General features: G+C 63.9%; 13 protein-coding genes. 6 read left to right on the forward strand and 7 right to left on the reverse strand.

Features of this window, described 5'->3' with window-relative positions; genetic code table 11:
* Positions 1–5 precede the first annotated feature (5 nt).
* The gene (locus QD356_RS16135; protein WP_192839396.1) at positions 6–890 is read right to left on the reverse strand and encodes a 5'-nucleotidase, lipoprotein e(P4) family; all 885 of its coding nucleotides are present in this window, start codon (positions 888–890) and stop codon (positions 6–8) included.
* A 306-nt stretch (positions 891–1,196) separates the two neighbouring features.
* On the opposite strand from QD356_RS16135, the gene QD356_RS16140 reads away from it, so the two are divergent.
* The 3 genes from QD356_RS16140 (at position 1,197) to aroE (ending at position 3,755) form a co-directional block, all read left to right on the forward strand.
* Positions 1,197–1,778, forward strand: a complete 582-nt coding sequence (locus QD356_RS16140) for a Sua5/YciO/YrdC/YwlC family protein (RefSeq protein WP_192839397.1) — start codon at positions 1,197–1,199, stop codon at positions 1,776–1,778.
* 179 nt (positions 1,779–1,957) lie between these two features.
* Entirely contained in the window at positions 1,958–2,878 is a 921-nt protein-coding gene (gene hemF / locus QD356_RS16145; RefSeq protein WP_107336010.1) for an oxygen-dependent coproporphyrinogen oxidase, read from the forward strand.
* A gap of 43 nt (positions 2,879–2,921) precedes the next feature.
* Positions 2,922–3,755, forward strand: coding sequence for a shikimate dehydrogenase (aroE, locus tag QD356_RS16150; protein ID WP_192839427.1), 834 nt, complete (start codon positions 2,922–2,924; stop codon positions 3,753–3,755).
* Positions 3,756–3,924: 169 nt separating this feature from the next.
* On the opposite strand, the gene QD356_RS16155 is transcribed toward aroE, so the two are convergent.
* The gene (locus tag QD356_RS16155) at positions 3,925–4,641 is read right to left on the reverse strand and encodes a response regulator transcription factor (RefSeq protein WP_043333802.1); all 717 of its coding nucleotides are present in this window, start codon (positions 4,639–4,641) and stop codon (positions 3,925–3,927) included.
* A 276-nt stretch (positions 4,642–4,917) separates the two neighbouring features.
* Between QD356_RS16155 and QD356_RS16160 the strand changes: the two genes are divergently transcribed.
* Positions 4,918–5,409 carry a hypothetical protein gene (locus QD356_RS16160; RefSeq protein WP_225996669.1) on the forward strand — a complete coding sequence of 164 codons (492 nt, stop codon included), beginning with the start codon at positions 4,918–4,920 and terminating at the stop codon, positions 5,407–5,409.
* A gap of 48 nt (positions 5,410–5,457) precedes the next feature.
* Positions 5,458–7,884, forward strand: coding sequence for an ATP-binding protein (locus QD356_RS16165; RefSeq protein ID WP_192839398.1), 2,427 nt, complete (start codon positions 5,458–5,460; stop codon positions 7,882–7,884).
* A gap of 226 nt (positions 7,885–8,110) precedes the next feature.
* Here QD356_RS16165 and QD356_RS16170 read toward each other — a convergent pair whose 3' ends face one another.
* The gene (locus tag QD356_RS16170) at positions 8,111–9,298 is read right to left on the reverse strand and encodes an EAL domain-containing response regulator (RefSeq protein WP_192839399.1); all 1,188 of its coding nucleotides are present in this window, start codon (positions 9,296–9,298) and stop codon (positions 8,111–8,113) included.
* A 382-nt stretch (positions 9,299–9,680) separates the two neighbouring features.
* The gene (locus QD356_RS16175) at positions 9,681–10,520 is read right to left on the reverse strand and encodes a M48 family metallopeptidase (protein WP_192839400.1); all 840 of its coding nucleotides are present in this window, start codon (positions 10,518–10,520) and stop codon (positions 9,681–9,683) included.
* Between the two features lie 237 nt (positions 10,521–10,757).
* Between QD356_RS16175 and QD356_RS16180 the strand changes: the two genes are divergently transcribed.
* A complete protein-coding gene (locus QD356_RS16180; RefSeq protein ID WP_043333805.1) occupies positions 10,758–11,621 on the forward strand; it encodes an ATP-binding protein in 864 nt (287 codons plus the stop codon).
* A 174-nt stretch (positions 11,622–11,795) separates the two neighbouring features.
* Here the strand turns inward: QD356_RS16180 and der are convergent, their stop codons facing one another.
* The 3 genes from der to QD356_RS16195 form a co-directional block, all read right to left on the reverse strand.
* Complete coding sequence (gene der / locus QD356_RS16185) at positions 11,796–13,220, reverse strand: ribosome biogenesis GTPase Der (RefSeq protein WP_043333806.1); 1,425 nt, start codon at positions 13,218–13,220, stop codon at positions 11,796–11,798.
* A gap of 392 nt (positions 13,221–13,612) precedes the next feature.
* Positions 13,613–14,773 carry an outer membrane protein assembly factor BamB gene (gene bamB, locus QD356_RS16190; RefSeq protein WP_043333807.1) on the reverse strand — a complete coding sequence of 387 codons (1,161 nt, stop codon included), beginning with the start codon at positions 14,771–14,773 and terminating at the stop codon, positions 13,613–13,615.
* A complete protein-coding gene (locus QD356_RS16195) occupies positions 14,770–15,426 on the reverse strand; it encodes a tetratricopeptide repeat protein (RefSeq protein WP_279878332.1) in 657 nt (218 codons plus the stop codon). Before QD356_RS16195 ends, bamB begins: the two co-directional genes overlap by 4 nt.
* Positions 15,427–15,433: the final 7 nt, after the last annotated feature.

The raw sequence follows: 15,433 nt of genomic DNA on the forward strand, positions 1-15,433 counted from the left end.
TGAACTCATTTGCCGAGGCTGACCTTGCCGCTCTCGGGCTGCCAGGCATTGAGCGCCGCATCACGCATGGCGCGCTTCTCGCGCTCACTGGCACTCCAGTTGCCATCGTAGAGTACGCCTTCCCACTCGCCGTAGGTCGGGTTGGGCAACAGCACGAAGCGACGGCCGAACTGATCCGCCTGGCGGGCGACCTCGGCATTGCGTGCGCGGGTGGTGGACTGCTGGAAGGCCTGATCGAAATCGCCGAGGTTATCGCCCATCAGCAGCGCGATGTCATGCTCCTGCGTGACCCGCGCGCGGCGTGCGGTCTTGTCGGAGCTGTCGGTGCGCGGCATCACGTGCTCGGCATTGGCCTGCGGGAAGCCCAGCGCGGCGAGATTGGCGATGGTAGCCTGCTTGCCGGCCGCCTTGCGGTTGGTGATGTAGTAGACATCGACGCCGCTGGCGTGTGCGTAGTTGAGGAACTCCACGGCGCCTGGTGAAGCCGTGGAGACGGCATCATCCACCCAGTCAGCCCAGCTCTGGCTGTCGTAGGTACGGCCTTCACGCAGTGCCCAGCCGCCGTAGCTGGTGGTGTCGAGCACGGTGTCATCGACATCGACGACCACCGCCAGCGGCTTGTCCTGCGCGTGGCGACGCGCCAGCGCCAGATTCAGGCGGTCGTGGGCCACGTTGAAGGCTTGCAGTGACAGGGCATGAAACTCCGCGCTGCGCTGTATCCACAGGGTCGCCAGCATCGCCTGGTCGCTCAAGGGCGCCTGCGCCGCGGCATCCTGCAGCGGGGCAGGGCGTGGCGCCGGCGCGGTCGGCGTCTGGGGACCAGAGCTGGCACAGCCTGCCAATGCCAGCAAGAGAGCGGCTGAGGTGGTCAGTGAGAAAGCGCGACGCATGGATCACATCCTTGTCTGAAGAAAAGGGGGAGGAAAAGTGGGGGTGAAACGCCATCAGGCCCGGCGCTGGAGACTGTCCAGCAAAGCGTTCAAATGAGCTCGATAGTCTTTTGAAACAAGCCTTTGCGTCAGTTTCGCAATACCCTGAGGGCGATGGACCCGTTCATCATGCCGTGAACCGGGCGGTGCGCCTATGCCACCCCGACGCGACGCCGTGTTGCGTCGATGTGCAGCGTCGGTCTCGCGCCGGTGAGCGTGCTAGAATCACCGCCATTGTGTTGCCGCAGCTAGGAGTTCGAGCAGATCATGAATGTCAGTGATGTTTCGCTGGATCAGCGTGCCCTCGACGGCGCCGCTGCCTGTCTTCGCAATGGGGGCATCGTTGCCTATCCCACCGAGGCCGTCTGGGGGCTGGGGTGTGATCCCGACGATGGTGAGGCCCTGGCTCGGCTGATCAAGCTCAAGTCCCGCGACGCCGCCAAGGGCCTGATCCTGATCGCCGGTGATATCGCCCAGCTGGAACCCTGGTTGGCGGGAGTCACCGTCGGGCAGCGTGAGCAGCTGCTGGCCAGCTGGCCGGGACCCTATACCTGGCTGGTGCCTGACAATGGCCGTGCGCACCCCTTGCTGCGCGGTGAACACGTCAGCCTGGCTGTGCGCGTGACCGATCATCCGCTGGTTCAGGCATTGTGCGCTGCCTTCGGCGGACCGCTGGTGTCGACCTCGGCCAACCGTGCAGGCGAATCGCCTGCCATGACCGCAGACGAGGTGCGTGACGCCTTCGGCGACGCGCTGGTCAATGACGTGATCCTCGAAGGGCCGCTCGGCGGCAATCCGCGTCCCAGCACCATTCGTGATCTCGCGACCGGCAAGGTACTGCGCGCCTGAGCAGCAGGATCGCCCCTCGAGTTGATCCAGATCAGTGCCGCGTCATCCAGACGCCCAAGAGGGGCATTTTCCGACCTGCCGAGCGCAGCGTGTCGCGGTAAGCTGGCAGTTCACCGCCAGCAGCGGCCAACGACGGGTGTCGCCCCGTCATCATTCATTCCCGTTCTACCGGAGGCATCGTGGCCCACGCCAATCTCGAAGACGTCAAGGTCTACCTGCTCGATCTGCAAGACCGCCTGTGCGAGGCGCTGCAAGCCTGCGATGGCCAGGCAAGTTTCCGTGAAGACAGCTGGGAGCGTGCCGAGGGTGGCGGTGGTCGCTCACGGGTCATCGAGAATGGCGGCGTGTTCGAGAAGGGTGGCGTCAACTTCTCGCATGTCTTCGGGCATGAATTGCCGGCTTCCGCGACGGCGGTGCGTCCGGAGCTGGCCGGTCGCAGCTTCCACGCCGTCGGAGTCAGCTGGGTGCTGCATCCGCACAACCCGCACGTGCCGACCAGCCATGGCAATGTGCGCTTCTTCATCGCCGAGAAGGAGGGCGAGGCACCGGTATGGTGGTTCGGGGGCGGCTACGATCTGACGCCGTTCTACCCGCATGAAGAAGACGCGCGTCACTGGCACCAGACGGCCTACGACGCCTGCATCGCCTTCGGCAGTGATGTCTATCCGCGCTACAAGGCCTGGTGTGACGAGTACTTCTACCTCAAGCACCGCGACGAGACGCGGGGCGTGGGTGGCCTGTTCTTCGATGACCTCAACGAGTGGGGCTTCGAACGCTGCTTCGCCTTCCAGCAATCCGTCGGTGACAGCTTCCTCGAGGCCTATCTGCCCATCGTCGAGCGCCGCCGCGACACGGCCTATGGCGAGCGTGAACGCAACTTCCAGCTCTATCGTCGCGGGCGCTACGTGGAGTTCAACCTGGTCTGGGACCGCGGCACGCTGTTTGGCCTGCAGAGCGGCGGACGTACCGAGTCGATCCTGATGTCGATGCCGCCGGTGGTGCACTGGGAGTACGGCTACGAGCCCGAGGAAGGCAGTGCCGAAGCGGTGCTGTATCGTGACTTCCTGCATGCCCGCGACTGGCTGGGCGAAGAGGCCTGATCGCCGCATTGACCTGACGCTTTTCTGTGATTGTCCCGGAGTCCTGATGTCCCGTTACGCTGTATTCGGCAACCCGATTGCCCACTCGAAATCCCCGTTGATTCATCGCTCCTTCGCTGAGCAGCTCAAGGACTCGCTGAGCTACGAGGCACGACTGGCGCCGGTCGATGACTTCGCGGCCGGTTGGGCCGAGTTCGTCGCCGAAGGCGGCCAGGGGGCGAATGTCACCATGCCCTTCAAGGAGCAGGCCTTCCGGCTGGTCGATGTGCTGAGCCCGCGTGCCCGTCGCGCCGGCGCCGTCAATACGCTGATGCTCGGCAAGACCGGTCAGCTGTATGGCGATACCACCGATGGTGTCGGCCTGACCCGTGATCTCGAGCGCCTCGAGGCGCCGCTCACGGGTGCGCGCATCCTGATTCTCGGCGCGGGTGGCGCCGTGCGTGGTGTGCTGGAACCTCTGCTGGCCAAGCAGCCGGCGGCATTGGTGATCGCCAATCGCACCGCCGCCAAGGCCAGTGCGCTGGCCGAGGACTTCGCCGACCTGGCGGGGCAAGGCTGCCTGCTGTCCGGTGGCAGCTATGCGGCCATCGAGGGTGAGTTCGATCTGGTCATCAATGGCACCAGCGCATCGCTGGGCGGCGAGCTGCCGCCGTTGCCGGATTCGCTGTTCTCTCCGCAGGCGCTCGCCTACGACATGATGTATGCCGCCGAGCCGACCGTCTTCATGCGCTGGGCCAGCGAGCGCGGTGCGCGGGTCGAGGATGGTCTCGGCATGCTGGTGGAGCAGGCGGCCGAGTCCTACTTCCTGTGGCGTCACAAGCGCCCGGAGACGGGGCCCGTGGCAGACATGTTGCGCAGGATGCTGGCGGAGGGGTGAATCGCGTGCGCTTGCCGGGCATGCACGTCGATTCAGATGGCCGCCAGATGACCAGCTAGCCGACCAGTCAGACGACAGACGATGAAAAAGGAGCGGGGGACTCGACAGAGTCCCCCGCTCCTTTTTGGTTGGCCACGGTCCAGCGTGCTCACGCCCTCGCTGTTGGCGCTCAGCTGCTCTTGACGGGGGCCGTGGCACAGGATTCGAGCCGATATCCGTACTGATAGACGCTTTTCAGTCTGAGCCCACGACTGCCGTTCAGTCCCAGCTTGCGCCGCAGGCGGCTGACGTGGGTGTCGACCGTCCGGGTCGAGATATCCCCGTTGACCCCCCAGATCATCTCCAGCAGGTAGGCGCGTGAGTAAAGCTCTCCAACGTGGCGCAGCAGCAGGGAGGCCAGCTGATATTCGCGCTGGGTCAGGGCGACCGGCTCCTCGCCGCACCAGATGGTGTGTTCATCCGGCTCGATCCGATATTGATCGCTGATGGCCACCTTGGGCTGCAGGTAATTGGTGTCGGAGGTGACGAAACGCCTGCCCAGCGCTTCCACACGGGCCGTGAGCTCGGCAGGGCGGATCGGCTTGGCCAGGAAATCATCGGCGCCATGCTGAAGCGCATGCACGACATCCTCCTCCCCCTGGCTTGCGGTGATGAACAGGATCAGCCCTCGCCAGCCGTGCTCGCTGCGCAGTGTGCGCGTCAGCTCCATGCCGCAGGCATCCGGCAGTTGCCAGTCGATGATCAGCAGGTCGAAGCTGCGCTCGCGCAGTGCGCGCAACAACTGGCTGGCGCGCTCGAAGCCTGCCAGCTCATGTCCCTGGGCCTCGAGACACAGGGTCAGGTAATCACGTTGATCATGATCATCTTCCAGAATGCCGATTTGCATGTCGCTGTCTCCCCGCGTGGGTATCGCAAGCAGTCTACGCATCTCTTGCGTGAGACCGCGTCACAATGGTTCACGTTTGGCAGGACGATGGCGACATATACTCGTGTTCATCCCCTCTCGCTGCTTCATGGCGCGGTGCCGCTGCTGGCCCGTGAATGGCGAGGATGAAACGAGACGGTGAATCTCCGGCCGTCATCCATGGTTGTCCATGACCCCTGGAGTCTTCCCATGCCGCTTCTCATTCTCCTGCGATGTCTCACCACGGCGTTACCACGCTTGCGCCACTGGCTTCTGTTGCTGACGCTGTCGTTTTGCCCCTTTGCCATGGCCCTGGAGGCTCCGCAGGGGCCGGTGGTGCTGCGCGTCACCGGGGATGTCGCCCATGCCAACGCCGGAGGCGAGGCACATTTCGACCGCGCCATGCTCATGGCGCTGACGCAACGGGAAACCGTGACCACCACCCCCTGGCATGACGGCGAAGTGAGCTTCAGCGGTCCGCTCGGTTCGGCGCTGATGGAGGCGGTGGGCGTCGAGGATGGCACCATGCGTATCGTGGCGCTCAACGACTACGCCGCCACCGCACCGGTGCAGGACTATTTCGATCATCCGGTGATACTGGCCATGGAAGTCGATGGCAAGCGACTGCGTGTGCGCGACAATGGCCCCATCTTCATCATCTACCCCTTCAGTGAGCAGCCGGATCTCCTCAACGAGGAAATCATGACCCGCTCTGTCTGGCAGGTGAAGCGAATCGACATCGAACGCTGAACCCGCCTCTCCTGCTCCGTTTCATGAGCGCTGCCAGGATGCTCGTGCATGAATCCACTCCGTTCTCTGCATTTCAGAACCGCCATCGCCATTGCCGCGACGTTGTTCTTCGTCTCGGCATTGGTGACTGGCGTTCTGGTCTATCAGCGTCAGCAGGCACTCGAGCACAAGCTGCGTGAGAATCTGATCTGGGCGGTCTATCAGTTCGACAGGGAAGTGCGCGAGCTGCGCATGGTGGTGGCCGAGGAGCAGAAGACCCCGGCGCCGCCCGCCTTGATGGATGACAGCGAGCTGCTGTTGCGGCTCGACATCCTCTATAGCCGGGTGCAGCTGCTGCAGAGCGGCCAACTGGGCAGCATGCTGGCGGGGATGCCCGACCTGCATGCCCAGCTGATGGCCATGCTGCCCAGAATCGAGGTGCTGGACAGCGCCATCATGGACCTGGCGAGTCGTCAGGAGCGTGATGCGTCCCTCTATGTGCAGATACTCAGCCGGCTTGCCTCGCTTCAGGAGCAGACCGGCGAGCTGCTGCTCAACATCAATGCCGAGGCCGCTATACAGCGCACCAAGGAGCGCTCGGAGCTCCTCAACCTGTATGCCCTCGCGCTGTCGCTGGTGCTGCTGATGACGTTGAGCGGCATCGTGCTGGTGGTCGCGCTGATCGTCGAGAGTCGCGGACGGGCCTACAAGACCCGCAAGCTGGAGGAGCGCACCCAGGAGCTGGATGGCATGGTGCAGCTGGCGCAGGCGGCCAGTCGAGCCAAGTCGGAATTCATGGCGATCATGAGCCATGAGATACGCACCCCGCTCAATGGCATGGTCGGCGTCTCGGACCTCATCGGCGAGGAAGTCTCGACCCGGCGTGGCCAGCAATACCTGACGATGCTGCGCCAGAGTGCCGAGAGCCTGCAGGCCGTCATCAATGATGTGCTGGATTATTCCAAGATCGAAGCCGGCAAGCTGGAGCTGGATCAGCGTTGCTTCTCGCTGCCCGAATTCCTCGATTCCCTGGCCGCGCATTACCATCGCCAGACAGGCAGTGCTGGCAAGGGATGCTCGCGCATCTTCCTCGAAGAACGTGCCGATGATCTGCCTGTCTGGGTCAAGGGTGACGTCAATCGCCTGCGTCAGGTACTGACCAACCTGCTCAACAACGCCTTCAAGTTCTGTCCCCAGGGCACCATCCGGCTGAGGGCATCACTGGAAGACAGCGAGACGCTTCATTTCGAGGTTCACGACAGCGGTTGCGGGATCGCCGCCGAGCAGGTGAGCCAGTTGTTTGCCCCCTTCACCCAGGTGGATACCTCGATTGCGCGCCGTCATGAAGGCACCGGGCTCGGGCTTGCCATCTGCAAGCGACTGGTGGAGGCGATGGGGGGCGAGATCGGCGTCGAGAGCCATCTCGGGCTTGGCAGTCGCTTCTGGTGCCGCGTGCCGCTGCCGGTATTGACCGCCGCCGAGGCATGCCCGCAGCAGGCGGTGGGAGACGCGCCCTTGCCCCATGCAAGCGTGCTGGTGGTGGAAGACAACGAGGTCAATCAGTCACTGGCGCGGGCCATGCTCGAGTATCTGGGGCAGCAGGTCACGGTGGTGGAAGACGGTGAACAGGCACTCGAATGGCTGGCGCAGGCTGGCAACGATGTCGATCTGGTGTTCATGGACATGCAGATGCCGGTACTGGATGGCGTCGAGACGACACGTCGCTGGCGTCAGCACGAGTCCGAGCAACCCGCCAGCGCTCGTCTGCCGATCATCGCGATGACCGCCAACGTGATGCAGGAAGATGCCCGCCGCTGCATCGAGGCTGGCATGCAGGGGGTGCTGCACAAGCCGTTCACGCGTGATGATCTGCATCGGGTGCTGCAACAGTATCTGGTCCAGGCCTCTGATTCGCAGGCCTCTGATTCACAGGAGGCTGAGTCACAGAAGTCTGATTCGCAGCAGAAGGCGCTCGAGCCAGACAAGCCAGAGGCTTCGGCTGGCGAGCCGTCTGCCGCCCTGCAGGCACCAGGCGATGATGGCACCAGCGCGTCAGCGGCTGAAGATCAGGACGCGCAGAGCGACGCTGCTCCGGCGCTCGATGTGGCAACTGACGACTCAGGCGCGCGCGCTCTGCCCGATGCCGTGCCTTCCTTGCTGCAACACGCGACCTGTCAGGAGCTGCTCACGACCCTGAGTGGCGAGGCTTATTCACGACTGCTGAGCAATTATCTGACGCGCCTCGAAGGACGCCTCGACGTGATGGTGACCTTGCTGAAGCAGATGGATCTCACCGAGCTCAAGCGCGAGGCACACTCCCTGAAGGGGGCGTCAGCCTCGCTGGGATGCAGCGGCATAGCCAGTGGCGCCAAGGCGCTGGAGGAGGCCGTGATCAGCGAGGACCTTCCTGAGGTTCACCAGCATGTCGCCACATTGCGCTCCTTGAGTGTGCCGACGCGGGACAGCCTTCTCGCAGAGGGCTATCTGTTCTCCTGACGGTATTGGGACGTGATGGTGTGATAGACAGCCGACAGCATTCCACTAGCGTCCCTCTGGTTCTCCCGTTCCCGCCTTCTCTCGCTCTCTTCATCCTGGCCTTCACGATTCATCCTGGCCTTCACTACACAGCCGCCATCCATGGTGACATGGGTGGCGGCTGTGTAGTGGGGGTGTTGCGGCATTCCCGCTGTCTGTGCTGCGCTGCGGGGGGACGCCAGTCTCCTCAATGGACAGCGGAGACGTGGCGCTGGCTGAGTGCATTGACGGCGCTGGGCGGGCAGCGGCTCCAGGCATTGAAGTCGCTGACGGGCATGGGGCGCGCGAACAGATAGCCCTGGCCGATATTGCAGCGGGTATCACAGAGGTAATCGCGCTGTTCCGCGGTCTCGATGCCTTCGCCGACCACGGCGAGATTCAGACGCTGGCCCAGCTCGACGATGGTACGCGTGATGGCGCGCGCTTCCGGGTGGCTGTCGCTGCGCCCGACGAAGCATTGGTCGATCTTCAATTCGTCGAACGGCAGGTTGTAGAGCTGCATCATCGAGGAGAAACCGGTGCCGAAGTCATCCAGCGCCAGGCGATAGCCGCGGTCGCGAATGGCATTCAGCAGGTGGCGAGCGTAGGTGAGGCAGTCGATTCCGCAGCTCTCCGTGAGTTCCAGCGTGATGGAGTGCGGATCGACATGATGTTGACTGGCCAGCGCATCCAGCGTCTTCAGCATGTCGCGGGTGCGCAGCAGCTGGGGTGACAGATTGAGCGCGAGGTCAAGGTGAAGGCCCTGGGACTGCCACTGGCCCTGTTGGCGGAAGCCATGCTCGATGACCTGCCAGGTGAGTGCCTCGATGCGGTTGCTGCGTTCCGCCAGGGCGATGAACTGGTTGGGCATGACCATGCCGCGCAGAGGATGCTGCCAGCGCACGAGAGCTTCCGCGCCGCTGAGCCGGCCGCTGGCGAGGTCGATCTTGGGCTGATAGACGAGATGCAGCTGGCGCTCGGTCAGGGCATCATCCAGTTCATCGAGTGACAGCGGATTGCGTTGCTTGTCCAGCTCTGCCAGTAGCGAGGCCAGGTGCATGATATCGAAGGGCTTGCCGAGCTGGCCCAGCATCTCCAGGCCGCTGCGCTTGCCCCTGGCGACCATCGCTTGCATGTCGTCGTTGTGACAGGCGCTCATCAGGATGATACCCGCCTCGACATTGCGTTCGCGCAGATAGCCGAGCACATCATCGCCGGTGAAGTCGCCCAGTTCGTAGTCCACCAGGATGAGGTCCGTCTCCAGACAGGCGGGATTGCAGGCGATGTCCTGCAGCCCTTCGCTCTGCGTGCAGCCGAACCCATGGGCGGAAAGCAGCCCGCTGATGAGTTCACGAAAATCCGGATCGTCGTCAATGATGAGTGCGTGTCGAGTCATGTAAGGCATCCTCAAGCGAGTGTCGGGAATACGCTCGCGCCGCTGTGCATGAAGTGTCTGCATGAGCAGTGCGCAGGCGAGCAGGTGATCCCAGATTAGCAATGCGGTTACATGATTCGCGGATATCGACACATTTGACGGCTTCTTTTTACATTCGAACTGTCAGGTCGATGGATAAGAGGGCGGGTAGTGTGAGCCGGCCAGGGAGAGGCCTCCAGGGTGAGCCAACCAGGAAGAGGCGGGGAGGGGCGGGGGTTAGCAAACAAGGAAGAGGCGGGTAGCTGGATGGAGGTCGCCACACGCTCGCGCAGCCCCAGGTTCTCCAGGGGCCGCGCGAGCGTGTGTTACCTGAGACTGATGACGCCACGCCAGACTGGCGGGGTCAGCGCAGACGATCGCAGTTGGGCTTCTCGCCGGTGGCGCGGGCCTGCTGATAGGTCGGCAGAGCGGTCTCGAGGCGCTCGTTGAGGGCCGCCATGCGCTGCTCATCACTCGGATGCGTCGACATCCACACTGGCGGTTGCGCGCCACCGGCAGCGTTCATGTTGGCCCACAGCTTGATGCTGGCGCGCGGGTCGAAGCCGGCTTCGGCCATCAGGTCCAGCCCCAGCAGGTCGGCTTCGGACTCGTGGGAGCGCGAGAACGGCTTGAGCACGCCATATTCCGCGCCCATGCCCAGCAGCCCCATGAGCTGGTCGCCGCCGGTGCCTTCGAGGCCGGCCAGTGCCTGGGTCAGTGACAGTCCGGCGGAGGTCAGCGATTGAGTCGAGACACGTTCGTTGGCGTGGCGCGCCAGCACGTGGGCGATCTCGTGGCCGATGACGGTGGCCAGCTGGTCCTGATTCTCGGCGACCTCCAGCAACCCGGTGTTGACGCCGATGTAGCCGCCCGGCAGCGCGAAGGCATTGGCGGAGTCATCCTCGAATACCTTGACCTGCCAGCCGCTGATGCCATAGCTGGCGGGCACCTTGGCGGTCACCGCATCCGCCACGCAGCTGACGTAGGCATCCTGACGACCCTCCACCACCGGCAGCTCCTGCTGGTACTTGCTGAAGCTGGCTTCCCCCATCTTCTCCAGTTCCTGGTCCGAGTAGAGGGTCAGCTGGCTGCGGCCCAGCGGAGAGCTGGCGCAGGCACTCAGGGTGATGGACGCCGCAAGGGCCGCCAGCGGGAGTAGACGACGCAGGGCGCGGGGAGATGAGAGATCGAGCAATCCTGGCATTGGGGCCTCCTGGCAAGATGACGTGACAACCTTCGAGCGCACGGCAGGGCGACGCTGAACGTGCAAGAAACGTGCAGACAGCATAACCGGATAGGCGCAGTGGTGCAGTCAGCGAAATGATACGTTGCTGAGATCACAGCATCGTCAGGCCAGACGGCCCCGCCGGGCATGAGATACTGGGCGTGATCTGATGGGCCTGCCACGGCCCGGACCCCATGTATCTGACAGGGAATCACCATGTCGCCAGAGTTTGAACGCCGCCTCTCGCATCTGCTGGACCGACTCGAACCGATGCTGCCGCCGACGGCTGTCGAAGTGGACTGGACACGCGATGTCGCCGCCTTGTGGACTCGCCACCCCCTGGGAGGGCGCCTGACGCCGATCGCGCCGCGTGATGCCCTGACACTCGAGGATCTGCTCGGCATCGCACGCCAGAAGCGTGAGCTGCTGGCCAACACCCGTGCCTTCCTTGCGGGCAAGCCGGCCAACCACGCTCTGCTGTGGGGCGCCCGTGGCACCGGCAAATCATCACTGGTCCGCGCATTGCTCAATACCCTGGGCCGCGAGGGGCTGCGTCTGATCCAGATCGATCGCCACGACCTGCCGGCACTGCCGGCGCTGGTCGCCGAGCTGGCCCAGCAGCCGCATCGCTTCATCGTCTATTGCGATGACCTGTCCTTCGAGGGCAGCGATGACGCCTACAAGGCGCTCAAGAGCGTGCTGGATGGCACCCTGACCGGGCCGCCGGAGAACGTGCTGCTGTATGCCACCTCCAACCGTCGTCATCTGCTGCCGGAACACATGAGCGACAACCAGGCCACCCACATCGTCGATGGCGAGCTGCATCATGGCGATGCAGTGGAAGAGAAGATCTCGCTGTCGGACCGCTTCGGTCTGTGGCTGGCCTTCCATCCCTTCAATCAGGACGCCTATCTGGAGACCTGTCAGCATTGGGTGGAATGGCGTCTCGGCGCTGGCAGCTTCGATGAGGCCGCGCGTGGCGAGGCGCTGCGCTACGCCACCCAGCGTGGGGTGCGCAGCGGGCGTGCCGCCTGGCAGTTCGCCAATCTCTGGGCGGGGCAGAAGACGCTGGAGGCGTGAGCCTGGTGCTTGAAGCCCTTGAGATGATTGCGGCGCTTGAGGTGCTTGAAACGTCAGTGCTCGCGACATGAAAAAGCCGCCCCTGCAGTCATCTGCAGGGGCGGCTTTTTCATGGGGCAGGCTGGCGGATCAGATCCGCTGGCCTGCCATCACGCACGGGCGCAGTTCACGCCATCAACGGCGCTGCTTGCGTTCCTTGCGAGCTTCCTTGGTGCGCGCCAGTGAACGCTCTTTCGCGCGCTCGCGGTCGTCAGCCCCCTGGGCCCCATCGAAGGGGTTGTCGCCGGAGCGGAACTCGAAGCGCATCGGCGTGCCCTTGACCTTGAGCACCTTGCGGAAGGTGTTGGTCAGGTAGCGCTTGTAGGCTTCCGGCAGACGGTTGGTCTGGTTGCCGTGCACCACGATCAGCGGCGGATTGGCGCCACCCTGGTGAGCCATGCGCAGCTTGATGCGACGGCCGTTGACCATCGGCGGCTGGTGCGCCTGGGTGGCGTCCTGCAGCAGGGTGGTCAGACGCTTGGTCGACCAGCGGGCCACGGCGCTTTCGAAGGCGCGGTCGATGGACGGGTAGAGGTCACCCACCGCAGTGCCGTGCAGCGCGGAGATGAAGTGCAGGTCAGCGTAGTCGGCAAAGCCCAGACGACGCTTGATCTCGGAGCGCATCTTCTCCTTGGCTTCGCTTTCCAGGCCATCCCACTTGTTGACCACCAGCACCAGCGCGCGGCCGCTGGTCAGCACGAAGTCAAGAAGATGCAGGTCCTGCTCGACGAGTCCCTGGCGGGCATCGAGCACCATCACGGCGACGTTGCACTTCTTGATCGCTTCCAGCGTCTTGATGATGGAGAACTTCTCCACCACTTCGCGCACGTTCTTGCGACGACGGATCCCGGCGGTATCGACCAGCAGGTAAGGCTTGCCACGACGCTCGAAGGGAATCTCCACGGCGTCGGTGGTGGTGCCGGCCTGGTCATAGACGACCACGCGCTCCTCGCCCAGCAGGCGATTGACCAGCGTCGACTTGCCGACGTTCGGGCGACCGATGATGCCGATGCGCACGCCGCGATCATCCAGCTCCGGGTGCAGGTCCTCGTCTTCGCCTTCCTCGACTTCAGGGTAGGGCGAGAGCACCTCTTCCAGCAGCGTGGTGACGTTGCGGCCATGCTCGGCGGCGATGGCGCGCGGATCACCCAGACCCAGGGTCCAGAAGTCGGACTTGCCGATCTCCTCGTCCATGCCGTCGGTCTTGTTGACCACCAGCCAGGTCTTCTTCTGGTTGACGCGCAGATGGTTGGCGATGGCCTCGTCCGCCATGTTCAGGCCGGCGCGCGCATCGACCATGAACAGCACGATGTCGGCTTCGTCGATGGCGGCCAGTGACTGGCCGGCCATCATCAGGTCGATGCCTTCCTCGTCACCGCTGATGCCGCCGGTGTCGATGACGGTGTAGGGCTTGCCGCCGACCTTGCCGGTGCCGTACTTGCGGTCACGGGTCAGGCCGGGGAAATCGGCGACCAGAGCATCACGGGTCTTGGTGAGGCGATTGAATAGCGTCGACTTGCCGACATTCGGGCGGCCGACCAGGGCGATCACGGGGTTCATGGAATCTCACAGCATTCGCAGGGATAGCATCGATGCCGGCCCCGTACGGTCTGCTTCGAACCATGATGGCTGGAAAGCACCTTGTGCAGGCAGGGCGATAGCGATGATATCGAACTTGGGGCACTGGATGACGACGCAGGCGTCGCATGCATCCAGTATGGTCCGCCGACAGGGGGTTAGCACTGTCGGCGGAAAGATCTCGTGGCTGAATCAACGGCTGCGTCGTGCGGCAGGCCTGATCAGCGGGGGCAGCATTCTAGCATTGACAGGGAGTTGCTACCAATGGCGCATTACGACAACGGCAGCCAGGTGGCTGCCGTTGTCGTGACGAGGGCTGAGCGAGGCGCATGTCAGATTGCGGGGCAGGCTGACAGGCGCGCTCGATCAGTGGCTTAGGGCGCTTCGAGATCCAGCGCCGTCAGCTCGCCATCGTTGGTGTAGACGTAGATGCGCTTGCCTTCGGTCAGCGGGGTGATGCTGATGCCATCGCCCCCCACGTCATAGCGGCCGGCCATCTCGCCGCTCTGGGCGTCGATCAGGTGCACATAGCCTTCGTAGTCACCGACCACCAGCTTGCCATCGACGAAGGCCGGAGAGGTCAGCCAGCGGCCTTCCAGGTCTTCGGACTTCCACAGCACGTTGCCCGTGTTGGCATCCATCGCCAGCACATGGCTGGCATTGTCGATGCTGAACAGGTAATCGCCGACCACGATGGGCGTCAGATAGCTGGAGGACGGCTTGTCCCACAGCGGCTCGCCGTTGCGGGCGTCCAGCGCGATCAGACGACCGTTGTAGCTGGTGACGAACAGGCGACCATCCTGGGTCAGCACCGGCTGGCCATCGAGATCGACCAGCTGGTCCACCTCGGTACGACCGGCCGGCACGGCGACGCGCAGGTCCCACAGTTCCTGACCTGAGCGGTTGTCGAGCGTGACCAGCTTGCCGTTGGCGAAGCCCGCGAAGGTGACCGGCTGGATGACGCGCGGCGCGCCGGTGCCACGCAGCGTCAGGGCCGGAATCGTGGCCGAGTAGGCCCACTGCTCTTCGCCGGTGAAGCGATCAAGCGCGGTCACGGTGCCATCGACGCTCTGCACCACGACCAGTTCGTCGTTGTACTGCGGCGCGGCCAGCACTTCACTGGAGACACGCGTGCTCCATTCGATGCTGCCATCTTCCTGGCTGACGGCGCTGACCTTGCCATCGCGCGTACCGACGTACAGGCGAGAGGCATCGGCATTCAGTGCGCTGGTGATGCCAGCCGGCAACCGTGTCTGCCAGATGTCGTCGCCACTGTCGGCAGCGAGGGCTTCCAGCTCACCGCCTTCGGCACCGACGAACAGCTTGTCGTTGGCGAAGATCGGTGACAGCGGATAGTGGGCACGGCCCAGGCCATTGCCGACCGATTCGCTCCAGACGGAATCCAGCGCGACCTGGCGATCGAAATCGACCAGTTCCTTGGGCGCATATTCCGGTTGGGCACTGCTGGCACAACCGGCCAGCAGACTCACGGCCAGCAGCGAGGCCGGTACGCTCAGACGACGAGTGACGCTCATGAAGAAGACTCCGCAGCCAGATCGGCGAGTTTCAGGTCGAGACCGTAGACCGGCTGACCACTTTCCTGCGACAGGGTGCTGGCCTGCTGATAGGCGGCGATGGCCTCATCGCGCTTGTCCTGTGCGGCCAAGGCATCGCCGCGCACCGCAGCCGCCTGCGCTGCCAGCGGCGCCGGCGGGCTCTTGAGCAGGGCGAGTGCCGCGTCGTTGTCGCCGCGCTCGACATTGATGCGCGCCAGACGCAGGCTGGCCAGCCCCTGCAGGTAGCTGTCGTCACTGTTGTCGATCACGCTCTGCAGCGCCGTGGCGGCTGCATCGAGATCGTCGGCCTTGACCGACATGCTGGCATCCAGCAGGTGCGCCATCTGGGTGTAGAGGCTGTCGCCGTGCTCGCTTTCCAGTTCGCCGATCAGCGTACGCGCCTGCTTGACGCCGGCGTCTTCCAGCTTGGGCTGGCTGACGAGGCTGACCAGTTGCTGGTAACGCACGGAGGCCGCTTCGGACTGGCTGGCGTCGTAGTTCTGCCAGGCCTTGAAGGCAAAGACACCGGCGCCGGCCAGTACGACACCGGCAATCAGTGACTTGCCGTTCTCGCTCCACCAACGCTTGATGGCTTCAAGCTGTTCTTCTTCGCTTCTGAGCTCTTCCGCCACGGGCGGT

This window comes from Cobetia sp. 2AS (assembly GCF_029846355.1).
Classification (GTDB): Bacteria; Pseudomonadota; Gammaproteobacteria; order Pseudomonadales; family Halomonadaceae; genus Cobetia; species Cobetia amphilecti.